The following is a 21,509-nucleotide window of genomic DNA, read 5'->3' on the forward strand; positions in this document are numbered from 1 at the left end:
CGACTAGTTACCTACTCGTTAACAACCATATAACGCTTGCCGAGAGAAGCGTATAGCGTGCAAGCTAGGACCAGAAGTCCGCAATAAATAAGAATCGTTTCGACCTTTACAATATCAGCTAAGGGTCCGAACAGCACCATACCTAATGGAAGGGCACATGAATTCGACACCTGCATGAGACTGAACACTCTTCCGTGCAGCTGTGGTTCCACTTTTTCCTGAAGCATCACGGTAATCGGTGAATTGAAGCATGGCATAGTTATCCCAATCAGGAAATTCAGAATCAAATAGCATATAAATACAGGCGCAGTTCCAAGCCCAATCATTAGCAAACCATACATGGCGCTAGCTGCCAGCGTGGTACGCAATCGATTGCGGAAGCCTCCCCAAGTTGCTATAAGAACGCCACCCAGCAAGGCACCCGCGCTAAAAGTCATTTCGCTAGCCGTTAATCGCCATACTTCCGCTCCAAAAGATCGGCTCACCATCAGTGGTGTCAAAAATGCTGATGGGCTGATTAAGAACAGCACGACAAATAATGAAATCAAAAGCTGCTTGATAAAGGGGTGTCGCCTAACATAATGTAACCCCTCCTTGATCTCGTATAGATTGGAACGCTGTGCTTGCTTCTTTCTTACAAGCGAAGGCACTTGTATGGTGAACATGAGGCTAATACCAATGATGGCTGTAACCACATCTACCATAAATACGTTCTCAATAGGCGCCACGGAAAGAATGGCGCCACCAGCTGCTGGGGATAAGAACATCACGAAGGACGTGATACTGCTGTTGATGCCATTTACCTTCATTAGCCGATCCTGCGGGACAATTTGTGGAATAAGTGCGTTTACAGCAGGCACCTGTATACCCGTTCCCGCTGCTCGAATCAGAAGGATCGGATAAAGCAGCCAGATCTCGTTGTATCCGGCAAGGAACAACAGCGCTAGCACAAGCGTTGCTGCAGCTATTGCACCATCCGCAAGCATGATCATCCTTTTGCGGTTATATCGATCGATCCATACGCCGGCAAATAAAGAGATTAGGATCTGCGGCAAAAAGCCGCAGATCGTGGACAAGGTCAGCATGGCTCCTGATGATGTCAAGAGTGTGATATGCCATATGATCGCATACTGGACTAAGGAAGAACCCAATAGCGAGATGGTTTGCGCCGTCAGGAATAAGGCCGTTTTCTTTTTCCAAGCGGGGTGTACGGTAACATTCATCTATCATTCACCTTTCTATCTATAACTCATTCAATTGTGTGCTCTTGTCTAGTCTTATAATCTTGTGCATTAATCTATTTCACAAATGACTCGATATTTACGACGCGGTCCGCCCATTCCTTATAAAAGGCTGGTTCATGAGATACTAGGATCACACTTCCGCCAAATCTCACTAATGCATGCTGCAGCGCCTCTTTTGTCTCCGCATCGAAGTGATTGGTCGGTTCATCCAAAATGAGCAGATTACACTTGGTAAGCAGCAAACGACATAATTTCACTTTGGACTGTTCTCCTCCGCTTAGTGTTCTCACGCTTCTTGTCACATGGTCTTCCTTCACTCCGCACTGTGCCAGCTGACGTCTGATTTCTTTCGTTGTCATGCGAGGATAACGATCTGCAATGATCTCAATCGGCGTCATCGAATCATTCGACCATTTTAAGTCTTGCTCATAGTATCCAATGACAACCTGATCGTTAAACTGATACTCGCCTGCAAGGCTCGGAAGTTGGCCTACCAATGTTTTGAGCAGCGTTGACTTCCCAATGCCGTTAAAGCCCGTAATGACAAGCTTCTGTCCAGACTTCACCTCAAAGCTTATCGGTGGCAGCAGCGGTTTCTCGTAGCCTACCGCTATGCCTTGTACCTCAAGCGCCACATGGGATTGAAGCGAAAGTTCACCGAATCGGATGTTTGGCTTCGAGACGAAAGTGGGCGGTGCGATCCGCTCCATTCGCTCCAACTGCTTTCTGCGGCCACGGGCGATTTTCGTATTGACACCTGCGATGTTTTTGCGAATAAAGGCTTCGGTCTGTTCAATCTTCTTCACCTGGGCCTGATACTGACGGATGTGATCCTCACGAAGATGGGCCTTCTGCTTTAAAAACTCCGAGTATTTCCCGTAGTATTTCTTAATCGTATGTCCTTCGATATCCGCAATGCAGGTCGTTATCTTCTCAAGAAACTCGACATGATGCGAAACAACGACGAAGGCCTGTTCTATGGTGTTCAAATATTGCGACAGCCACTCCACATGTTCGACATCCAGATAGTTCGTAGGCTCATCAAGCAGAAGTACATCGGGCTTCTCAAGAAGAAGCTTTGCCAAAATGACCTTTGTCCGCTGCCCTCCACTTAGCGCATCAATCTGGCGATTTACGCCGATAGCGTCAATTCCCAACCCATATATGACTTTATTAATACTGCTGGCTATTCCATAGAAATCGTGCCGCTCAAGTGTTTCTTGAATCTCAGCAGCCTTGATGAGATATTCTTCCTTTCCAGTTGCAGCACTCTCGGCATACAGCGCATTCATATCCGCTTCCAGCTTAAAAAGATCAGAAAATGCGGATTCTAGATACTCGGCAACCGTCTTTCCTCCATCAATCTCAGCATATTGATCAAGATGGCCTAAGGTTGTATTCGATTGCCATCGAATCGTTCCGCTGTCTGGAACGATCTCTCCCATCAAGATTCGAACAAAGGTACTCTTCCCTGTACCGTTCTGCCCAACTACCCCCAAATGCTCGCCTTTGTATAATTCAAACTGAATATTTTTGTACAGCACTTTGTCACCGTAGGAATGCGACATGTCATGGACTTCGAGTAAACTCATTGATAATCCCTCATTTCATTTGTCTTGGAAATAAAAAAAGCAGAAGACATAAGCACCCACGCGGTGCAGCCTTCTGCTTCTTCGCACTTGCATTGCAAGTATGTTCCTCCCCTTCACGAAAACAGGGAAGTAAACACACAAAAGGCTGCAGACAAAACCTTGTCTACAGCCTCTTAATCAAATAACACCAGTAGAATGCATAGCAAAATAAGCGTACGACTGCACGCAAAATAAGCGTACGACTGCACGCAAAAATTCACCTGCTGTTCTACCGATGAAATAAGCATTACGCTCTTGGATTAAGCTCCGGACAACGTTTCATCGTATGTTGTTCCATTTGTACGGAGCAGCCTCTGGTTATTCTAACTTCAGTAATTAACGCAATCATGATAAACCTTCCTTTCAATGGCCATATTCTATTACGAATGATCTTGCCTTGTCAATAAAGGCCTTCGTCAATTCGACTCAAGCATGGATCACATACATGATCTTCAGCTTACTTTCATTATAACGAGAAGGGCTTTAACGGTTTATGGATAAAAAGACTATAATCAAACATACCGAAGAAATCATGAATCGCCACAGTGCCTGCTCGGGACACCATGCTATCTGCCATGGCTAGGAAGTCCGGCACTTCGCCCATTACAAATTCAAATGCCCTATATCCTTCATACTTGATGGAGTGATCCACGGTAAAATAAACAAAAATACCGCAATTATCCATCATTACCTCACTCTCCCTTTTGCAATCAGCTTTGTTGATTTGCTTGCAACAATGTAAGCTAATCGTCATGCACATCCATCGCAAAGCCTCTCTAGCTTGAGATATGCTTGTGTCAATCATTATTCTCAAGGAGGGAACGCATATGAAGGATTGGAAAACGATTGTAGCCGTCTTGATGATCTTCACAATGGTAGGTACGGGATGCACATTTTTTGAAAAAGCGAATGGGGTTATCCTTTATGGAACAGATCGTGCAGTAGACAATACGATGTCCTCATACAGCAAGGATGCTAAGTTGAATAAAAAGATTCCGTTTAAAGAGCAGCATACAGAAAAAGGAAGCATCATGATCTTGAGTACAGACAGTGCGAAGGAACTTTTAGAAGCAGGTGTTCTAAAGCAAGTGAAAGATAAAGAAAAAGTCGTTGCATTAGTGAAAGCTTCAGTGGTTAGGGAAAAGGAAGGCGTGCTTTATGCGAAAAGTGAGGTGCAAGATTTACGCCTGGACAGTGTGACACTTCATTATGACGGCAATTGTATTATTGGTGACGGACGCGCTTTAGTCGATATGTTCGCAATTGTTAGCAATGAAGATTATGCGAAAATGAACGGTGAAGGGAAAACGATTGGACTCTTGAACGTTGGAAAAGATCTATCTGCGAAGTTGCAGGATCTGTCCAATCAAGTAGAAGCTGTCCAACTCGTTACATTTGAATAATAGCAACTGCTGATCAAGAACTCTCTAAATGTCAGATTGACGTCAAAAAACAACAGGTAGTAAGATAGGAAGGTTGATGGCAACCACAAAATGGAACATTGTCAACCTAGTGGTTAGGAGGCCATGCCATTGTCTACTTATCAAAATCGCAGAAATCTTTCCATTGCACAAGAACTTAGTCCATTACATGCGAATTGTGAAAGCTGCTTTGGGCTGTGCTGTACCGCCCTTCCATACGCTGCCTCATCTGACTTCGCCAAGGATAAAGCTGCGGGCATTCCCTGCTCGAACCTTCAATCCGACTATCGCTGCTGCGTACATACGGAGCTAAGAGAAATAGGGTATCGCGGCTGTACGGTATACGATTGCTTTGGGGCTGGACAACAGGTGTCGCAGAATACCTTTGAAGGTAAAGACTGGAGGCAATTCCCAGAAGCGAAAGACGCAATGTTTTCCGTATTCCCTATCATGTGGCAGCTGCATGAACTGCTTTGGTATCTTACTCAAGCTCTGCATCTACCAGCAGCAAGCACAATTCAGCATGAGCTTGAATCCGCATATGAAAAAACGAAGCAAATGATCGCCCAACCAAGAGACGCGCTTCTTCAAGTCGATATTGGTTCACATCGCGCAAGCGTAAATACTTGGCTAATGAGAGTGAGTGAGCTGGTTCGTGAGGAAGCAAATAAGCAATACAAGCACGTCAAGGGGCGCCGCACCGCCTTCGGACGCGGCGCGGATCTCATCGGTGCAAAGCTCAAGGACGCGAATCTGCAAGGCGCTAACTTGAGAGGAGCCTATCTAATCGCGACAAACCTACGTGGAGCAGATCTGAGCATGGCTGATCTGATCGGAGCAGATTGCCGGGATGCGGATGTTAGGGGTGCGAACCTGTCTGAGTGTTTATTTCTAACACAGTTCCAGCTTAATGCAGCGAAGGGAGATTGCCATACGAAGATTCCTGCTTATCTTGTTCGTCCCTCCCATTGGATATCTTAGATTAAGAAGGTTCCATGTCACCATATGCAGGGATATGGGACATGCAGAGTAGATTCATCTCTCCTGCAATCTCATATTTAAAGCAGCAAGAACCCCATCCTTGATAGATGGGTTTCTTGCTGTTAGATAAGTTTCACCTGATAGTATCTGATTGATTGCTTCATGCGGCCACATACGGTGCGTTCTAAGCTTTGCAAAGGTTCAAAAAGTACTGTTCTCCTACTGGACGGAGAAACGAGAGTGCACTTTCCAAATGAGTTCCCTGCGACTCTTCACTCCTGTCTTCATGAAGATGGACTTTAAATGGTCTTGTACCGTATAGGCTGAAATATGCAGGGACTTCGCAAGCTCAACTGTTGAATTCCCCTTTACAAGCAGCATCAGGATCTCCTTCTCCCGATCCGTTAAACGATAACTGTCTGCAATCAGCGGAAGCAGTTCAGAAGCTGTAGCAGGTTCCATGATGACGACAAGCTGCACTTCTTGTTCAACGGTCATTTGTTTGCTTGCACGAATGGTCATGAAGGGGCCATCGGGAATATGAATACATACTTTTGCCATCTCATCTTCATCCCTTGCGGCACCTCGTTTGGTTAGGGCCATATTGCAAACCGCCCGAATGGGCCTTGGGAGAATTTCCTTTCTCACTTCTTCCCATGCTTGGAGCCGGGAGAGATAGGCTGTCGCCGCTTGATTGTATGAGATCATCTGTAAATTCTCCGTTAGCACCAATAACCCCGTGCCTTCACCCTTCGATTCAGTCGATTCTGAGGGAATCGTGGAGCTGAGTTCACGCATATGTCCTGCAATCGAGGAAATTAACGAAGATACAAAAAGACGCTCTGTCTCAGAAAAGCAGCTGTTCGTATGCTTTCGAAATAAAATAAGAAATCCCCAAACTCTTCCTTCTACCCTCATAACTGCTCTTAGCTCGTCGATATAACCTGCAGGCTTGAGCGTCTCTCGATAACGTGCGCTTTGTTCCATGACGCCATCCGTTGCATGACTAAGTGTCTCGACAGGAACTTGCTTTGCTGCCAAAGCTTGAAAGCTGTTAAAATCCTCATTTTCAACGACATATTCATGTTCAAACAGCCTTTGATGAATCTGTTCAATATCCCCCACTGTTACCGAGCCAGCAGATAATAATGTTTCAGGGTCAACGGTTGTAAAGCAGGCTGCATCAAATGACACCGCTCTTCTCAGATAGTTGAGCACCTTCTTCCGGTACTGCTGAGTAGAATGGGTGTTGTAGGATAAGTTATTGATTTTCTGTTTAATGTGCGCCATATGATCCATGCTGTATCTCCTTGCTGATTCACTCTCGTGTTGTGTATCTAACGATAAAAACCCCAGATTGTTGGGATGGTCACTTCTCTACGCTTCCCTATAATTTGGATAAGAATAGGTACTGTAAGTATATAAGAGGTTCATTAATATAGAAAGCAGAGGGAAGCAGCAATGAAAGAGCACATTCTTGTGGTTGGCGGCTACGGACATGTAGGGAAAATGATATGCAGCCAACTTGGGGAATTATATCCAGGACGAGTGATCGCCGCTGGTCGCAGCCTAGACCGAGCCAAACAATATTGCAGGACAACCGGAGGCAAAGTGAAACCTCTTCAGTTGAATGTATATGAACCTTGTGATCCGCAGCTATTGGAGCAGATCAGGGTTGTTGTGATGTGTCTTGATCAAAATGAGAATCACTTCGTGAAATCATGTTTATTGAGCGGCACGCACTATATCGATATTTCTGCCAGCTATGCCTTTCTCCAGCAGGTGGAGAAACTGCATGATGCAGCCAAGGAAAATGGTGTTTCAGGATTACTGAGTGTTGGACTTGCACCTGGATTAACCAATCTCATGGCACTCCAAGCTATAGAGCTCATGGACGATGCGCAGCAGATCGATATCACGATCATGCTTGGCATTGGAGATGAGCATGGTCAAGCTGCGATCGAATGGACTGTACAAAGCTTAAGTTCAAGTTTCAGCGTTACCCAAGGAGGGATTCCTCATGCCGTTACAAGCTTCTCAGACGGAAAGCGTGTTGACTTCGGAGGAGCTATTGGAACAAAAACAGCTTATCGTTTTAATTTCTCTGATCAGCATATCCTGCCAAAGACTTTAGGAATTCCAACTGTGTCGACACGTCTTTGCTTCGATTCGGAGGTTCTAACAAGAGGGATAGCGGCTGCACGTTCGGTTGGCTTGCTTAAACTCTTTACGAATAAATGGATGGAACAAATTATGGTTCACAGCATGGGACGCGTTAGCTTCGGAAAAGCAGACTTTGCTGTCAAAGTCGATGGATATGGCATAAAGGATGGCAAGCCCGCAGTCGTTGAATGCTTCCTTCGGGGCAAGCATGAAGCTTGTATGACAGCCCAGACAGCTGTATTCGCTGCACAAAAAGCATATGAAGAGGCATTCGCTCATGGTGTATATCACATTGAGCAGCTCATACGCCCAAATGCTATTCAATCCATTATTAACAATCTCGCTGACTATGAAGTCAGACGGGATTCCCATTCCCAAATGATTCATTTGCCCTTATAATGACAAAGATCACAAAGGATAACCATGGCCCCCTTTGTCCTTAACATCTATGTGCAGATGCCGATCAACTGGAAGTGAATATGCGTTAATGAACAGCAGTATAACTTAGTTGAAAGGCGGTAGTCACTTATGACGCATACTCCAATAGAAAGCGGCAGCATGAAGATTCAAACACAGACCATCTGGCAGACCGAAGAAGCACAACGACGCTTATATAAGCGAACCCTATACATCGTTGTCCTTTCTCAAATATTTGGCGGAGCAGGACTGGCTGCCGGTGTAACGGTAGGGGCCCTGCTTGCACAGGATATGCTTGGCACTGATCAGTTAGCAGGAATCCCAACAGCTCTCTTAACTCTAGGCTCAGCATGTGCATCTGTTCTCGTTGGTCGGCTTACCCAACGATTAGGCCGTCGAGGTGGACTTGCAACGGGCTTCCTGCTTGGTGGATTAGGTTCGATCGGTGTTATATTCGCGACGATATGGAATAGCGTCGCGCTGCTCTTCGTTTCATTATTTGTATACGGTGCTGGTACAGCATCCAACCTGCAGGCGCGTTATGCAGGCACGGATCTAGCGAAGAAGTCAGAGCGCGCCACTGCAATCAGCGTTGCTTTAGTCTCGACCACCTTTGGTGCCGTAGCTGCACCGAATCTCGTCGGAGTTATGGGACAATTTGCACAATCCTTTGGCATCCCCCCGCTTGCAGGACCGTTTATGCTATCAGCAGCTGCCTTCCTGGCAGCTGGTATCATTCTATTTATCCTGCTGCGCCCTGATCCGTATATCATCGCCAGGAGCTTAGCGAATAATCAAGTACAAGGCCTTGCTGACTCGCAGCCTATAATGAATGATCAGCCTGCTGCAAGCAAGCGCGGGATTGTAGTAGGGGCTGCAGTAATGGTATTAACACAGATCGTCATGGTAGCCATCATGACCATGACGCCTGTTCATATGAAGCACCATGGCCATGGTTTGCACGAGGTTGGACTTGTCATTGGCATCCATATTGGTGCCATGTACCTTCCTTCCCTGCTCACAGGCATGCTTGTTGATAAGATCGGACGCAAGGCAATGACCTTTGCTTCCGGCTTAACGCTGCTTGCTGCTGGACTGCTTGCTGCCCTCGCGCCTGCTGATTCCATGTTTCTGCTCATTACAGCGCTTGCGCTGCTTGGTCTTGGTTGGAACTTCGGACTGATCAGCGGTACAGCCCTGATCGTGGATGCTACTCAAGCCAATACCAGAGCAAAAACACAAGGAACCGTAGACGTCCTTGTTGCTCTTGCTGGAGCGTCAGGCGGTGCGCTATCAGGTATGGTTGTCGCTCAATCCAGCTATGCAGCACTTTCTCTCATCGGTGGGCTGCTTGCTTTGATCTTGATACCGGTTATGATGTGGTCTCAGAGAGGACAAAACGAATAGACTTCGCGAGCGATTCGTTCTGCATCACGTCCTATACTTCATAGGAGCGCAGAGCCTCGCTGCGACTGCCAGGGTAATCCGATATTATACAATCCTTGTATCGGACTTACCCCTTTTTTATGGATCGGAAATCCTCCTTCTGAGATAACCCCCTTGATTGCGACCCAATCGTAATCCGGCATAAAGCCTGTAGCCCAGATGATGCTGTCGCATACGCGTTTTGATCCATTTTGAAACGTGCAAGCCTCATTCTGTATCTCGATCAATTTCGGCATGAGCTGGATTTGTTGATTGCAAATCAACATGTGGAGCTCCTGGTGAAAGACCGGGTCTTTCTGCGCCTTAAACCACTTTCCTCGTAAAGTTCCTCATGTAATCTCACCATTATTATACTCAAATGGATGTTTGAATGTATCGAAAGCAACCTTACAATATCGTCATATCGCCGTAAGCCTATTCTATGTCATGATTATCCCCTATTCGTTAAACTAATGGCACAGAGAATATCAAACTTAAAGCAGGTGATTGCGAGATGAAACCAGTCAAAGTAATAATATACGCCGTTCTTGTCATTTCTGTGGTAATTGGAGTACTCATGGCATCCAATATTGATTTTGCCAAGCTCAAGAAGCAGATGAATACGACTGACATGTATGTTGTGGTGACGGAAAATGGAAAAGCAGAGACCATCCAATTTGATGATAAGGATAGCATGACACGCTTCCATTATGTTCAGGAAGCGTACGACAAAAATGGAGCTGCGAAGAAAATTACCTTTAGTGCAAATAAAAACCTTCGCTTGAATGCCATTCTTCTTGTAACGGTACAGGAATTAAAAGATGCTGATGGCCATTATTTAATTGGCAGCTACGAAGAAGTTCAAGCTGATCTAGTGCCTGAAAAAACAAAAATAAAGCTTGGACTGTAATCGCACCTCTTCTCGAACACAGAACGAATGAAAGTTAACCTCATTAACTGGTATAACAAAGACACCTTTCGGATGTTACTTTCCTATTGGATAGGGAGTTCATCATGAAGGTGTTTTTCTATAGTGCGTCTACTCTTTTAAAATATAGCTCACTATGTTACGTTTTAGTATGATAGTCTAGATCTATCAAAAATGACATTCGATATCAGTGAGGTAAGCAAGATGTTAAGAGAAATCGAACAACGAGACAATCAACAGGTGGAGAAACTGATTCGAACCTGTCTGATCGAATTCGGCGCGAACAAATCAGGCACTGCTTGGGCAGATCCTAATCTAGGAAGCTTCTATGAATTGTATCAGACACCGAAATCAAAATACTGGGTAGTCGAGCATGATCGCAACATTATTGCAGGCTGCGGAATTGGACCAATTGAAGGCTTCCCTCAGGTATGCGAGCTGCAAAAAATGTACGCGCTGAAAGAGACGCGTGGATCAGGCATTGCGAACGAATTGCTTCAAACCGCACTAGCGTTTGCTAAGATTCACTATGAGAAGTGCTATCTGGAAACGTTAAGCAACATGACTGCAGCCAATAGGTTTTATCTTAAGCACGGGTTCGAAGCCATGGATAAGCCGCTTCAAGAATCTGAGCATTATGCATGTGATATGTGGTATATCAAATCATTGTAAGCGGACTTTTTTATTGATCATTACGAGAAGGTGGACTTAAACATGACGACTCCTGAGATTGACCCTAAGATCTGTCCTTTATGTGGAAAGCCCAATCATTGCGCTTATCAAGCGGGCAAGCCTCATACCGAGTGCTGGTGTATGACGACATCGGTGCCTAGGGAACTGTTGGAACGTATACAAGCAGAAAAACGACGCAAAGCATGTGTATGTCAAGCTTGTGTTCTTCAATTCAAGAAACAAACGTTGCCATCATGAACGCGTTTATAAAGATTACGAGGTAATGGTTCATTTTGGTTAGTGAACGAGAAAAGGGAGCATATATGGCATCTCTACTACTATTGATCATTTATTTAGCATTTATCAGTCTAGGTCTACCTGATTCTTTGCTAGGTGTAGGCTGGCCTGTCATGCAGGAGGACATGCATCAATCGTTGGAATCCGCAGGCATTCTGTATATGATCATTGCAAGTGGCACGATTCTTTCAAGTCTTGCAAGCGGATATTTGAACAGAATCTTAGGTACTGGCAAGATTACAGCTATCAGTGTTCTACTCACGGCTGCAGCATTATGGGGATACGCCATGTCTCCCTCCATGCTCTGGCTCATCGTATGCTCCGTGCCGCTTGGATTAGGTGCTGGAGCGGTAGATGCAACGCTGAACAATGTCGTAGCCATGCATTATAAGGCACATCACATGAGCTGGCTTCACTGCTTTTGGGGGATTGGCGCAACACTCAGCCCATTTATGATGTCTTATTCCATTGCACATCAAGGCTCATGGCGCGACGGTTATTTGAATATTTCAATTATTCAATTTGTACTAGTAGGCATTCTTATTCTCAGCTTGCCTTTATGGTCACGCCTGCAAAGCACGAAGTCAACTTCCGAATCGAACGCGGAAGAATTAACAAGCGATATGGCTCCTAATCCCCCTATCCGACCGCTGCAAATTAAAGGGGTAAAGATCGGTTTGCTCTCCTTCTTCTTTTATTGCGGAGTCGAGGCGATGATGGGACTTTGGGGCAGCAGCTATCTCGTTAATACAAAAGGGTTATCGGTATCAACAGCTGCGCAATGGGTCTCGCTCTTCTACGGAGGCTTGACGGTTGGCCGATTCCTAAGCGGCTTCATTACGTTAAAGCTAAGCAACCGGTTGATGATCAGATGCGGACAGATTACGGCAGTAGTTGGTACGGTGGCGCTTGTTCTCCCTCTTCCCACTGTCTACTCGCTTATTGGATTCATCTTGATCGGTTTAGGATTGGCGCCCATTTATCCTTGCATGCTGCATGAGACCCCTGTCCGCTTCGGACGGGAACATTCTCAATCGATCATGGGGATTCAAATGGCCGTTGCCTATACAGGCACCACATTCCTGCCACCTTTGCTCGGATTATTAGCGAGTCAATATAGTACGGGCATCTTTCCATATGCCGCGCTTCTATCCGCAGGTGTCCTGCTTCTAAGTTCGGAGCTGCTTAACCGTATCCTTTCGAATCGAATTCAAAGGAACGTATAGAGCCGAAGTGATTGACAGCAGGTCACAAGCTTGCAGCAGCAAATGTAGCTGATCAGATGATGAATGCAACATCATCGACTAGGAGCATGTATGCTGAAAATGAAAAAGAGCAGCTTTTGCTGTTCTTTTTTTCATTTGAGAACAAAAAAATGCGAAATGACATTGAAGTTGTGATCTATCTCTCCTTGTCGCGGCTTCAGCCTGTGATAGATTCATATAATAGATATTTTCGAACGTGGATGTATAGTTATTGCCATTTTCCCACATAAATAGGGGATGAGCTATCGTTTCATGGTTTCGTTTTGGTTAAGGAGGTCATCTATGAGTTCATTGTTTCGAAAAAAACAGCTAGCCCATATGCTTGCTCAAAGCGAGAAAAAAGAGCTGGCACGTACGATGTCTTTAATGGATCTAATCTTTCTTGGGGTTGGATGCGTTATTGGGACGGGGATCTTTGTCGTTACTGGTGTAGTGGCGGCTGAATCATCGGGGCCCGCAATCATTCTATCCTTTGTACTGGCTGGAATCGCCTGTGCGCTTGCTGCTTTCTGTTATGCGGAATTCTCTTCAGCCGTACCGGTATCAGGAAGTGTGTATACATACACTTATGCTACCTTAGGGGAATTGTTCGCCTTTTTGATAGGATGGGACTTGATGCTGGAGTACGTTCTCGCGATATCCGCTGTATCAACAGGATGGTCGGCTTATTTTCAGTCGCTGCTGGCTGGCTTTGACATTCATATTCCTGCAATTCTGACTTCTGCTCCAAGCATGGGCAAAGGCGGACTTATTGATCTGCCTGCAGTGCTTATCATTCTTCTTATTACTGCGCTGGTCAGCAAAGGTGTGAAGGAGAGCATCAAGTTCAACAATTTCATGGTGTTTGTGAAGTTAGCGGTAATCTTACTTTTTATCTTTGTTGGCGTGTGGTACGTGAAGCCAGACAACTGGACCCCCTTTGTCCCATTCGGATTTAACGGCATTATTACCGGTGCTGCAACGGTGTTTTTTGCTTACATCGGCTTTGACGTGATCGCCACAGCTTCAGAGGAAGTAAAGGATCCAAAGAAAACCATGCCGATTGGGATTATTGCATCCCTCCTCATCTGTACATTGTTATACATGACCGTATCAGGAGTATTAACCGGTATGATCTCCTATACAGAGTTGAACGTAGGTGCGCCTGTTGCTTTAGCCTTGAATTCCGTTGGACAGAATCAAGTGGCTGGTATTATCTCTGTTGGTGCTGTATTTGGGATCACAACGGTTATCTTGGCTCTTATCTACGCGCAGGTACGCCTTTCCTATGCAATGAGCCGTGACGGTTTGCTGCCTAAAATGTTTGCTAGGGTTAATAAGAATACACATACTCCATTCAAAAACACGTGGCTTACCGGCTTCGTCGCAGCAGGCATTGCTGGCTTTGTGGACCTTACGACTTTGGCCCATTTGGTCAATATGGGGACACTTGCGGCGTTTACGCTGATCTCGATTGCAATCATTGTATTAAGAAAGAAATTTCCGGATCTGAAAGCATCTTTCAGAGTACCTTTCGTACCCGTGCTGCCAGCAATCAGTGCTTTGCTGTGCATTTATCTTGCATCAAGCTTGCCGCTGATTACATGGATTTCCTTTGTTATCTGGATTGGCATTGGAAGCTTGATCTACTTCAGCTATTCCCGCAAAAGGAGCCACTTGAATCAAAAATAGCCCTATTCAAAAGCCCGCGCATGCTGCGGGCTTTTATTGTACTTGGGCTCAATCACCGATTCTTTCAAGGTACAAATTTTTCGTGAAGCCGCCGTTCGCTGCTGCTTTCTTCTCGCGCAGCTCTTCTAATTCAGCTTTGCTGACGCCGCTTATTCTTGCGATGCTCTGTACGACTTCCAAGATGTCAGCGAGCTCTTCTATGGTACGATCTGCTTTATACTCGTTCACTTCTTCATCCAGTTTACGAATTAATCCCTCAAGATAATCCTCATCACTAAGCGTCTTGATCTCGTATTTGAGACCTTGCTCGTCTAGAATAGCTGGTATACGGTCTCGAACAACCTTATGTCCATTGCTCATTAAATCATTCCTTTCTTTATTCATAAATCCCCAGCTCATTCCGTTATCCTTTCACAAACGCTGTTCTGTACGTTCCCTCTTCAAAGATCAGCATGTTAAGCTGCTTGCCATAGGCACAGCCCCCATCAATCCCTATCTTGCCATCGCTAAACCAAATATCCGATGATGCATGAAGTTTGCTCGTCTTTGTATGTCCGAACACAACCATCTTCGCGAGCTCAAGCTTGGCATGATGAAACTCATCACGGATGTACATAAAATCATGCTCAGGTTGATCCTGCCACCTTGCATATTTAGGATTGATCCCTGCATGTACGAAGATATGGTGCTCGTCCTCATAATACAGAGGCAGCTTCTCGAGAAACTGGATGTGGCGAGCATAATGTTTTCTAATGTATTGAATTTTGGCATTGGAGGTGGTTAAAGGCTTTGGAGGCTTGCTGGCTTTCATATAGCTCGAAAGAGTTGCGACACCCCCATATTTGAGGAAACGCGCCTTCGTATCGGGAAGATTCGTGCGAATGAGCTGGACAAAGCGATGGTCATGATTCCCTCTAAGTGCTATCGCTCCGTGATCTTGAACAAGCTCCATGACGCGATCGACCACCTCTTTGCTATGAGGCCCGCGATCTACATAATCCCCAAGCAGGATGAGCTTATCCTTTGCAGCATTATAACCCTCCTGCTCCAGCAACCGATTGAACGGCTTGATACAGCCGTGAATATCACTCACAATCAGAGTCCGTCTCATCGCAGATCCCTCGCTTCAATCATGGACGCAAGCTTCAATACCGTCTTCCAATTACGGATTGTCGCAGGCGACCCCAATTTGTGCAGCTGGCTTCCAAGCTTTGCATGCCGGATGCTATCATGATACAGCAAATATACTTCACGACCAATGATCTGATATTGCTCAGCATCATTCTCGTAAGGCCTTAGAAGCTCTATTTCTTCTGCCGTTGGCTGCTTGAGCAAAAAGGCGACATGCAGGCACTCACCCTGTGCGGTTGCTTCAGCGGACTTGATCTCTGCTGCTGTGAAAGGACAATGATTAGCCACTTGGAGAAGCTCCTTTCCTGTTCGAAGCACGACGGTAACTGAAAAACCGAATACGTTTCTGATCTCTTCCTCAATCCTTGTTTGTAAGCTGCATTCATCTTGATCCGTTTCAAATAGGACATTCCCGCTTTGTATGTACGTTTCTACGTTTTTCAAGCCAATGGATTCACACAACTGCTTTAAGTCAGCCATCTTAATCTTGTTATGGCCGCCTACATTAATTCCTCTTAGCAATGCTAAAAATGTCGTCATCGCAGTTCCTCCAGATTATTTTCTTCGTTTGAAGACCACGATAATATCTCGAGATGCTCCTTGCGACTGACTTGTATCGAAGCAGGAAACCAACTCCCAGCCTTGGCTTCCAAACTCATTCAGTTCATCCTGAAACTCCTGTTCATCAATTTTCCCTCCCAAAAAACCGCCAGTTGCATATTTAAGTGTGCGATATTCCCATTGTTCCATAATGATTCTCCTTTGTAGTTAGGCTTGATTGCTATCCAGCAAAATTCTTCCGAAAAGGTTATTATTAACTTCGACCTTAGCCCCTTTATTACCTGCTTGTCACGAATTCACAAAGCAAAGGTCACAAATAATTGACTAAGATTACGAAAAAAGACGCCTACAACCTCAATGGGAGGAAGTAAGCGCCACATGATAGTGACATTGATAAACATTCTATTTATCTGTCCATCAGGCTTATGAATATGTGGATTATTTGAAAGAAGCATAGCCTTGGTCAGCCATAACAACACTGCCGTTAATTGCTTCTGCATCTTTTAAGGAAATCAAGTACACCGTATTAGCAACCGTTTCAGGCTTAGTCAATTCCCCACCGATGACTTTAGCACGCATGCTGTCGAGCATGCCACGATCCTTAAAGCCTTGAATAATCGGAGTATCAACAGCCCCAGGAGCCACAGCCACAACGCGAATGCCGTAAGGTGACAATTCTAGCGCAGCAGACTTACTCATCATGATTACAGCGCCTTTCGTTGCATGATAAGCAAATGTACCCGGGGAAGCCAAGAAACCAAAGACAGATGCTGTATTAATAATGACGCCATGGATGCCTAACTTTTTCATCTTATTGCCTGCTGCGATAATGCCGTAAGCGACACCATGCTGGTTTACATTAATAGTACGATGATACAGATCCATATCTTGCGTCAGCACTGGACCTGCGCCGCCAATACCCGCGTTATTGAACATCACGTCGATTCGGCCGTAGAGCTCAACGGCTTTCTCGACAAGCGCTTCGACTTCCTCGAGCTTCGTCACATCTACTTTTACAAATTCCGCTTCTCCACCAGTGCTGCGAATGAGCTCAACCGTCTCTTGGCCGCCTTTTTCATTAAAGTCTGCGACAATGACGCGATCTCCTTCTTTTGCAAACTTGATACATGTTTCTCTACCAATCCCACTTGCTCCACCTGTGATAACAGCCACTCGTTGTGTAGACATATAAAATACCCCCGATTCGGTTAGTAATGTGACAAATGTCCTTGCTTGAATTTATTGTAACTCTGATTTATCATTAAGAATATTTAAACCTATTTATGTAATGTTAACTATTACTTAAGGATGATGCCGATGCAATTAGAACAGCTTACCTGTGCCGTCGAAGTTGCCAAGTCTGGGTCGTTTACTGCCGCTGCGCAGAGGCTTCATATTACGCTATCTGCTGTTAGCCAATCCATTGCGAATCTAGAACATGAGCTAGGCGTGACGTTATTCTTTCGTTCTAGAGCTGGTGCGGTTCCAACGCCAGAAGGACAAATCTTGATAAAAAAAGCATTCGAGGTTGTCGCTAAAGCCGAGGAGCTTCGTGATGAAGCAAGCGGGTATGCGAATACACAGGATGGGGAACTGAGGCTTGCTGCCTTTCCAGGGCCCTTGCTGCTTGCGATGGATGCAATCTTGGACTTTAAGCGGGACTATCCCTACATTCAATTCAGTGTTCAAGAAAAAGGGATCGATCAGATCTTGGATGACGTTAGACAAAACGAATTTGACCTCGGCCTAGTTATTCTGTCAGAGCAGTTCAAACAAAAGTATACAGGCTTGTCTGTTGGAAGATTGCTGCGAGGAGAAATGGTGGTTGCCGTCAACCGGCATTCCCCCCTTGCTTTAAGCAAATCGATTACGTTAGAAGAATTGAAGAATGAGGGCTTGGTCTTATACAACGAGGAGTATTTAAGAGGATTTATGGAGCGCTACCGTACGCAGCTTGATCCTGCTAATGTAATGTTCTATACGAATAACACAAGTGCTATTGTGAAAGCGGTGCGCGACGGTCTTGCCTCCACCATTGGGCTTAACTTCTCCTTCTGGAATGAGCCTTCTGTTCAACAAGGAGAGATTGTGCTCTTAGCACTCGAGATTGACCATACCTTGCCTGTTGATCTCGGCTGGGTGCGCGCAGAAGGCAGGCATTTCCCGAAGGCTTCCGAGCTCTTCATACAGAAGCTCAAATACCGGCTGTCCCAATATGGAGCCTAGGTAAACAAATAAAGAGGCCTTCATCCGTTCTTGCAGGAGGCCTCCTTCCTATTTATAGTTCCGCTGTCGAGTGAGGGGCGACCCATACATTTTTAAAATCAATCCAGCCAAGCGAATTGATTCCCACCCCTCTGACGCTATGATGAAATTGTGTATTGAACTTTTTATGAAGCAAAAATAGAATGGAGCTTTCCTCAATAATCCTTCGTTCAATGGATTCCAGATAGGCCCATCGTTCATGCGGCTTCTGGCAGGATAATGCCTTGTCGATCTTCTTCTGTATCCATCGATTCATCTTTGAACTCATGCAGGCTTTGGCGAAGTTCCCTTGTTGCTCAAACATTTCCAAGAGACATACTTCTTCCTCTGCTAATATCAAACCATTAATAATGCCATCTGCTGCTGCTATTTGCTCTTGCTCTCTTACTTCCATCCAACCATCAATCTCCACCATTACCCGTATACCATACTGCCTTAAGCACGACTGTATCCAAAGCACATCCTTCTCATGCTTTGCGTTGCTTATCAGCTTGATCGGCGTACCGTCATAGCCCGCTTCCTGGAGCAGGTCTTGCCCGTATTCTGGATCATAGACATCCTCTTCATAGGGCGTGCTTTCTTTCGGGTAGAACCCTCTTGCAGGATACACACGATCCTCGCCCAACTCTTCGATCATGCGGTGCCGATCAATCAGAACATTGACAGCCTGACGGAAAGCTAACGAACGCTGAGGACCATCCTTGCGCAAATTCCAGTGCAGTAGGTTGCATCCGCGTGAGAGCCACTCCATACGCTTCCACTCGACGTCGGACATGGTTCCTCGGTAATCGCTGCCATACATCAGTCTTGGCCATGAGGCATCTTGCACATACGGTGCAGATGCAATCGGCATAAAGGCAATAATCACGATATCCAGATGAGGTCTTCCCTGAAAATGGGCATGATGAGCTTTGAGCACGCATTGACTCTCACTCCACTCTACCATTTGGAACGGCCCTGTCCCTGAGGGCATGCGCCAAAATGCTTCCTCATTCAAACCTCCCCAGTCACATGGCACAACGGAGAGTGTCGTCGAACACAACAATCGCAGAAAGAGCCAATTTGACATCGACAATTGAATACGAATCGCATAAATGCCTAGCTGTTCGAAGGATTCAATCGTCCTTACCATCCAGCTCTGCGTCCTGTTGCAGCGAAGCCTTTCTATCGTAAAGATGACGTCTTCCGCCGTTAGCTCCCGTCCATGATGAAACAATACCCCTTTTCGAAGATAAAAGGTCCATACGGTTGCGTCCTCGTTATGCTCCCACGTATGAGCGATGCAAGGAATAATGGTATTTCTGACATGATCGAATTGAACGAGAGTGCTAAAGATCTGCCGAACCATATGTGAATCAAAGGCATACACCAATTCAGCGGTATCGAGCGTAATTAACGGATGATAGACGGGAAAGCGAAGTACATCCGCCTCGGACATCCCTAGCCGAGTCTCCGTATGATGGCCAAATTGGTTGTTTAGCCAGTTGATAAAAAGCCGTTTGACCTGCGTGTCCTCACGATATGCATCGAGGAGCTCAAATGCCTGTTTGTATTCGCCTTTCGTCACATGCTGCTGCGCATGCTCCAGTACCAGCATATCCTTCTCTACTAATAAGGTGATTCGTGACAGATGTCCTCGTCCTCGTCCTGCCTGCCAAGCAATCCAGCCTTCTTCCTCCAGCTTGCGGATAACCAGCTTGACATTGCGAACTGTACAGAACCATGTCTCTGCTAATAGTTCTAGCGATACCTCTATCGGCTTGCCTATGTCTCCATCCATTTCCAATAGCTTGTCATATAGAGTAGAGTATCGATCAATACCTTGCATTATCAGTATCCCTCCATATCCGCAGCACGTTCCATAAAAGAGGAAATTATTTGATAAAACTATACTCTTTTTCCTTTCCCTTTGCGAGCACATAATGAAGGTATCAAAGGAGGATTGATCATGAACGGAACTGAGCTGCACGTTGCTGAGTTATTACGATGGTATCAACAAGAGGAGCTAGAACAATGGGATCGCGAAGGAGCATTTCGCCAGTTCGATCCTACTCTCCTCGATAAAGCTCCTTCTTCAAGAGAACAGCTTGCTCGCAACTTTGAGAAAGTTCGCTCTTTCATTTGGTTCAATTGATGATGCCTAGATCAATCATGGAACAAAAGGGGCCGTTCTCACATGTAAATAAGCGTGACTTCACATCCAAAAGATGAGAAAGCACGCTTACTTTTTACATATCTATGCGGTTAACGACTGGATTTATGCTTGATGGCTGACGACTAATTGATACTTATTGAGTGATGCCCCCAACATGACTTCTTTACTCCCGCCTGCACCGCGATGTGATTCTTTGAACGCTTCACTAGAGGTCCAGTTCTTGAATGCTTCCTCGTTCTCCCACACAGTACATACCTTCAGTTCTTCCTCGCCTTCAGCACCTTGTCCAAGCCATGCCTCCATTCTTACAAAGCCTGGCATCGTTTGTACGCCTTTTGCTTGCGCAAATCGTTCTGCTACCTGTGCGCCATAGCCCTCTTTAATTCGAATGGTGTTTGTTACAACCAACATGCTATCCCCTCCGCTTAACCCTTTGTTGATCGCCCTGTCCATAGATAGATGGGCAAATATTCCTGTCTCTCTTATTATATCGAATCATACAGGAAGATCTCAAATCCAAAGCAGGTCATTTCTTAAGATTCAGCATAATGGATGAGTCTTCCTGGCTCAAAGGGAGCTTCTATCAGCCGAATAAGATGGGTGCAGATAGCATCCTTGGAGATCAGCTGCCCAGCCTCATAAGCTTGCTGAAAGGCTTGAGCCAGCTCAAAGCTCTGTGAATCCTGCTCTCTAGCCAGTTTCTGCATATCGGTGTCCACCATGCCCGGATCCACAGCGATGATCTCCACTGGATTGTTCTTGTATAGTTGTTCCTGACCCACACACTATGTGAACATATTGAGTCCAGCTTTGGCTGAGCAGTATGCACTCATTCCAGGAGCAGGATAGATACCAGAACCAGAGGAGATATTCATGACCTTGCGCTGTAGGGATAGGTGCTCCGAATGTCGGATAAAGGTTGAGGTTAGAATCATAGGTGCAAGAAATGAAACATGCAGGCTTCTCGTCAACTCCTCGCTAGAGCATTGCTCAATTGGCTTTAGCGGCTCCAGCATGCTGGCATTATTAATGAGAGCGGCCATGCCGAAATTCTCCAGATCGAGTTGCTGAATGACAGATGAAATTAAGGGCTCAAGCCCTTCCGCATCGCTCAAATCATAAGAGATGTGGGTATAACTCGTATAAGCAAGAAGAGCCTCAGAGCTTCTTCGGGCAATCCCGACGACCAAATGGCCTCGTTCTAGGAGCATGCGGGAAAGATGCTCTCCGATGCCCTTGGAGGTTCCTGTAATGATGAAGCAGCTTCTATTCATCTAAATGC

25 protein-coding genes are annotated in these 21,509 nt (G+C 45.6%); 11 read left to right on the forward strand and 14 right to left on the reverse strand.

Annotated features, from left to right (window positions below; all coding sequences use genetic code 11):
• Positions 1-11: 11 nt before the first annotated feature.
• The 3 genes from I2H74_RS16000 to I2H74_RS16010 all read right to left on the reverse strand — a co-directional run bounded on the left by I2H74_RS16000 (position 12) and on the right by I2H74_RS16010 (position 3,563).
• On the reverse strand, positions 12-1,223 hold the full coding sequence (locus tag I2H74_RS16000) for an MFS transporter (protein WP_195575215.1): 1,212 nt from the start codon (positions 1,221-1,223) through the stop codon (positions 12-14).
• 74 nt (positions 1,224-1,297) lie between these two features.
• On the reverse strand, positions 1,298-2,836 hold the full coding sequence (locus I2H74_RS16005; protein WP_195575216.1) for an ABC-F family ATP-binding cassette domain-containing protein: 1,539 nt from the start codon (positions 2,834-2,836) through the stop codon (positions 1,298-1,300).
• A 505-nt stretch (positions 2,837-3,341) separates the two neighbouring features.
• Positions 3,342-3,563, reverse strand: a complete 222-nt coding sequence (locus I2H74_RS16010; RefSeq protein WP_195575217.1) for a hypothetical protein — start codon at positions 3,561-3,563, stop codon at positions 3,342-3,344.
• Between the two features lie 139 nt (positions 3,564-3,702).
• Here I2H74_RS16010 and I2H74_RS16015 point away from each other — a divergent pair, with 139 nt between their 5' ends.
• Both I2H74_RS16015 and I2H74_RS16020 read left to right on the forward strand, forming a co-directional pair.
• Entirely contained in the window at positions 3,703-4,278 is a 576-nt protein-coding gene (locus tag I2H74_RS16015) for a lipoprotein BA_5634 family protein (protein ID WP_195575218.1), read from the forward strand.
• Positions 4,279-4,407: 129 nt separating this feature from the next.
• The gene (locus tag I2H74_RS16020; RefSeq protein ID WP_229106733.1) at positions 4,408-5,277 is read left to right on the forward strand and encodes a pentapeptide repeat-containing protein; all 870 of its coding nucleotides are present in this window, start codon (positions 4,408-4,410) and stop codon (positions 5,275-5,277) included.
• Between the two features lie 219 nt (positions 5,278-5,496).
• On the opposite strand, the gene I2H74_RS16025 is transcribed toward I2H74_RS16020, so the two are convergent.
• Positions 5,497-6,576, reverse strand: a complete 1,080-nt coding sequence (locus I2H74_RS16025) for a helix-turn-helix transcriptional regulator (protein ID WP_195575220.1) — start codon at positions 6,574-6,576, stop codon at positions 5,497-5,499.
• Positions 6,577-6,738: 162 nt separating this feature from the next.
• Here I2H74_RS16025 and I2H74_RS16030 point away from each other — a divergent pair, with 162 nt between their 5' ends.
• Both I2H74_RS16030 and I2H74_RS16035 read left to right on the forward strand, forming a co-directional pair.
• On the forward strand, positions 6,739-7,839 hold the full coding sequence (locus I2H74_RS16030; RefSeq protein ID WP_195575221.1) for a saccharopine dehydrogenase family protein: 1,101 nt from the start codon (positions 6,739-6,741) through the stop codon (positions 7,837-7,839).
• 159 nt (positions 7,840-7,998) lie between these two features.
• Positions 7,999-9,264, forward strand: coding sequence for an MFS transporter (locus I2H74_RS16035; RefSeq protein WP_195575222.1), 1,266 nt, complete (start codon positions 7,999-8,001; stop codon positions 9,262-9,264).
• A gap of 38 nt (positions 9,265-9,302) precedes the next feature.
• Here I2H74_RS16035 and I2H74_RS16040 read toward each other — a convergent pair whose 3' ends face one another.
• The gene (locus I2H74_RS16040) at positions 9,303-9,569 is read right to left on the reverse strand and encodes a hypothetical protein (protein WP_195575223.1); all 267 of its coding nucleotides are present in this window, start codon (positions 9,567-9,569) and stop codon (positions 9,303-9,305) included.
• Between the two features lie 227 nt (positions 9,570-9,796).
• Between I2H74_RS16040 and I2H74_RS16045 the strand changes: the two genes are divergently transcribed.
• The 5 genes from I2H74_RS16045 to I2H74_RS16065 all read left to right on the forward strand — a co-directional run bounded on the left by I2H74_RS16045 (position 9,797) and on the right by I2H74_RS16065 (position 14,115).
• Entirely contained in the window at positions 9,797-10,192 is a 396-nt protein-coding gene (locus tag I2H74_RS16045; RefSeq protein WP_195575224.1) for a YxeA family protein, read from the forward strand.
• A gap of 222 nt (positions 10,193-10,414) precedes the next feature.
• The gene (locus I2H74_RS16050) at positions 10,415-10,882 is read left to right on the forward strand and encodes a GNAT family N-acetyltransferase (RefSeq protein ID WP_195575225.1); all 468 of its coding nucleotides are present in this window, start codon (positions 10,415-10,417) and stop codon (positions 10,880-10,882) included.
• A 42-nt stretch (positions 10,883-10,924) separates the two neighbouring features.
• Complete coding sequence (locus tag I2H74_RS16055) at positions 10,925-11,140, forward strand: cysteine-rich CWC family protein (protein ID WP_195575226.1); 216 nt, start codon at positions 10,925-10,927, stop codon at positions 11,138-11,140.
• 65 nt (positions 11,141-11,205) lie between these two features.
• Complete coding sequence (locus I2H74_RS16060; protein ID WP_195575227.1) at positions 11,206-12,405, forward strand: MFS transporter; 1,200 nt, start codon at positions 11,206-11,208, stop codon at positions 12,403-12,405.
• 321 nt (positions 12,406-12,726) lie between these two features.
• Positions 12,727-14,115 (forward strand): amino acid permease, encoded by a 1,389-nt coding sequence (locus I2H74_RS16065; protein WP_195575228.1) that lies wholly within the window; start codon positions 12,727-12,729, stop codon positions 14,113-14,115.
• A gap of 48 nt (positions 14,116-14,163) precedes the next feature.
• Here the strand turns inward: I2H74_RS16065 and I2H74_RS16070 are convergent, their stop codons facing one another.
• From I2H74_RS16070 to I2H74_RS16090, 5 genes are all read right to left on the reverse strand, one after another.
• Entirely contained in the window at positions 14,164-14,475 is a 312-nt protein-coding gene (locus tag I2H74_RS16070; RefSeq protein WP_229106734.1) for a nucleoside triphosphate pyrophosphohydrolase, read from the reverse strand.
• Between the two features lie 43 nt (positions 14,476-14,518).
• Positions 14,519-15,226 (reverse strand): metallophosphoesterase family protein, encoded by a 708-nt coding sequence (locus I2H74_RS16075; RefSeq protein WP_195575230.1) that lies wholly within the window; start codon positions 15,224-15,226, stop codon positions 14,519-14,521.
• On the reverse strand, positions 15,223-15,786 hold the full coding sequence (locus I2H74_RS16080) for a DUF1697 domain-containing protein (RefSeq protein WP_195575231.1): 564 nt from the start codon (positions 15,784-15,786) through the stop codon (positions 15,223-15,225). The genes I2H74_RS16075 and I2H74_RS16080 overlap by 4 nt, the downstream gene beginning before the upstream one ends.
• 15 nt (positions 15,787-15,801) lie before the next feature.
• Positions 15,802-15,996 (reverse strand): DUF4177 domain-containing protein, encoded by a 195-nt coding sequence (locus I2H74_RS16085; RefSeq protein ID WP_195575232.1) that lies wholly within the window; start codon positions 15,994-15,996, stop codon positions 15,802-15,804.
• Between the two features lie 249 nt (positions 15,997-16,245).
• Positions 16,246-16,995, reverse strand: a complete 750-nt coding sequence (locus tag I2H74_RS16090; RefSeq protein WP_195575233.1) for an SDR family NAD(P)-dependent oxidoreductase — start codon at positions 16,993-16,995, stop codon at positions 16,246-16,248.
• A 129-nt stretch (positions 16,996-17,124) separates the two neighbouring features.
• Here I2H74_RS16090 and I2H74_RS16095 point away from each other — a divergent pair, with 129 nt between their 5' ends.
• Positions 17,125-18,033 carry a LysR family transcriptional regulator gene (locus tag I2H74_RS16095; protein WP_195575234.1) on the forward strand — a complete coding sequence of 303 codons (909 nt, stop codon included), beginning with the start codon at positions 17,125-17,127 and terminating at the stop codon, positions 18,031-18,033.
• Positions 18,034-18,085: 52 nt separating this feature from the next.
• Here the strand turns inward: I2H74_RS16095 and I2H74_RS16100 are convergent, their stop codons facing one another.
• Positions 18,086-19,900 (reverse strand): SgrR family transcriptional regulator, encoded by a 1,815-nt coding sequence (locus I2H74_RS16100; protein WP_195575235.1) that lies wholly within the window; start codon positions 19,898-19,900, stop codon positions 18,086-18,088.
• A 120-nt stretch (positions 19,901-20,020) separates the two neighbouring features.
• Here I2H74_RS16100 and I2H74_RS16105 point away from each other — a divergent pair, with 120 nt between their 5' ends.
• Positions 20,021-20,206 carry a hypothetical protein gene (locus tag I2H74_RS16105; protein ID WP_195575236.1) on the forward strand — a complete coding sequence of 62 codons (186 nt, stop codon included), beginning with the start codon at positions 20,021-20,023 and terminating at the stop codon, positions 20,204-20,206.
• A gap of 123 nt (positions 20,207-20,329) precedes the next feature.
• Here the strand turns inward: I2H74_RS16105 and I2H74_RS16110 are convergent, their stop codons facing one another.
• The 3 genes from I2H74_RS16110 to I2H74_RS16115 all read right to left on the reverse strand — a co-directional run bounded on the left by I2H74_RS16110 (position 20,330) and on the right by I2H74_RS16115 (position 21,501).
• Entirely contained in the window at positions 20,330-20,638 is a 309-nt protein-coding gene (locus I2H74_RS16110) for an antibiotic biosynthesis monooxygenase (RefSeq protein WP_195575237.1), read from the reverse strand.
• 122 nt (positions 20,639-20,760) lie between these two features.
• The gene (locus I2H74_RS24745; RefSeq protein ID WP_229106735.1) at positions 20,761-20,961 is read right to left on the reverse strand and encodes a hypothetical protein; all 201 of its coding nucleotides are present in this window, start codon (positions 20,959-20,961) and stop codon (positions 20,761-20,763) included.
• A 51-nt stretch (positions 20,962-21,012) separates the two neighbouring features.
• On the reverse strand, positions 21,013-21,501 hold the full coding sequence (locus I2H74_RS16115; protein ID WP_229106736.1) for an SDR family NAD(P)-dependent oxidoreductase: 489 nt from the start codon (positions 21,499-21,501) through the stop codon (positions 21,013-21,015).
• Positions 21,502-21,509 lie beyond the last annotated feature (8 nt).

The sequence above is a fragment of the Paenibacillus sp. 1001270B_150601_E10 genome, assembly GCF_015558675.1.
GTDB lineage: Bacteria > Bacillota > Bacilli > Paenibacillales > Paenibacillaceae > Paenibacillus_B.

Excerpts from the sequence above, each read along its gene's own strand:
- I2H74_RS16000 (WP_195575215.1), bottom strand. The coding sequence starts at position 1,223 with ATGAATGTTACCGTACACCCCGCTTGGAAAAAGAAAACGGCCTTATTC.
- I2H74_RS16005 (WP_195575216.1), bottom strand. The coding sequence starts at position 2,836 with ATGAGTTTACTCGAAGTCCATGACATGTCGCATTCCTACGGTGACAAA.
- I2H74_RS16010 (WP_195575217.1), bottom strand. The coding sequence starts at position 3,563 with ATGATGGATAATTGCGGTATTTTTGTTTATTTTACCGTGGATCACTCC.
- I2H74_RS16015 (WP_195575218.1), top strand. The coding sequence starts at position 3,703 with ATGAAGGATTGGAAAACGATTGTAGCCGTCTTGATGATCTTCACAATG.
- I2H74_RS16025 (WP_195575220.1), bottom strand. The coding sequence starts at position 6,576 with ATGGATCATATGGCGCACATTAAACAGAAAATCAATAACTTATCCTAC.
- I2H74_RS16030 (WP_195575221.1), top strand. The coding sequence starts at position 6,739 with ATGAAAGAGCACATTCTTGTGGTTGGCGGCTACGGACATGTAGGGAAA.
- I2H74_RS16035 (WP_195575222.1), top strand. The coding sequence starts at position 7,999 with ATGAAGATTCAAACACAGACCATCTGGCAGACCGAAGAAGCACAACGA.
- I2H74_RS16040 (WP_195575223.1), bottom strand. The coding sequence starts at position 9,569 with ATGTTGATTTGCAATCAACAAATCCAGCTCATGCCGAAATTGATCGAG.
- I2H74_RS16045 (WP_195575224.1), top strand. The coding sequence starts at position 9,797 with ATGAAACCAGTCAAAGTAATAATATACGCCGTTCTTGTCATTTCTGTG.
- I2H74_RS16050 (WP_195575225.1), top strand. The coding sequence starts at position 10,415 with ATGTTAAGAGAAATCGAACAACGAGACAATCAACAGGTGGAGAAACTG.
- I2H74_RS16055 (WP_195575226.1), top strand. The coding sequence starts at position 10,925 with ATGACGACTCCTGAGATTGACCCTAAGATCTGTCCTTTATGTGGAAAG.
- I2H74_RS16060 (WP_195575227.1), top strand. The coding sequence starts at position 11,206 with ATGGCATCTCTACTACTATTGATCATTTATTTAGCATTTATCAGTCTA.
- I2H74_RS16065 (WP_195575228.1), top strand. The coding sequence starts at position 12,727 with ATGAGTTCATTGTTTCGAAAAAAACAGCTAGCCCATATGCTTGCTCAA.
- I2H74_RS16070 (WP_229106734.1), bottom strand. The coding sequence starts at position 14,475 with ATGAGCAATGGACATAAGGTTGTTCGAGACCGTATACCAGCTATTCTA.
- I2H74_RS16075 (WP_195575230.1), bottom strand. The coding sequence starts at position 15,226 with ATGAGACGGACTCTGATTGTGAGTGATATTCACGGCTGTATCAAGCCG.
- I2H74_RS16080 (WP_195575231.1), bottom strand. The coding sequence starts at position 15,786 with ATGACGACATTTTTAGCATTGCTAAGAGGAATTAATGTAGGCGGCCAT.
- I2H74_RS16085 (WP_195575232.1), bottom strand. The coding sequence starts at position 15,996 with ATGGAACAATGGGAATATCGCACACTTAAATATGCAACTGGCGGTTTT.
- I2H74_RS16090 (WP_195575233.1), bottom strand. The coding sequence starts at position 16,995 with ATGTCTACACAACGAGTGGCTGTTATCACAGGTGGAGCAAGTGGGATT.
- I2H74_RS16095 (WP_195575234.1), top strand. The coding sequence starts at position 17,125 with ATGCAATTAGAACAGCTTACCTGTGCCGTCGAAGTTGCCAAGTCTGGG.
- I2H74_RS16100 (WP_195575235.1), bottom strand. The coding sequence starts at position 19,900 with ATGCAAGGTATTGATCGATACTCTACTCTATATGACAAGCTATTGGAA.
- I2H74_RS16105 (WP_195575236.1), top strand. The coding sequence starts at position 20,021 with ATGAACGGAACTGAGCTGCACGTTGCTGAGTTATTACGATGGTATCAA.
- I2H74_RS16110 (WP_195575237.1), bottom strand. The coding sequence starts at position 20,638 with ATGTTGGTTGTAACAAACACCATTCGAATTAAAGAGGGCTATGGCGCA.
- I2H74_RS16115 (WP_229106736.1), bottom strand. The coding sequence starts at position 21,501 with ATGAATAGAAGCTGCTTCATCATTACAGGAACCTCCAAGGGCATCGGA.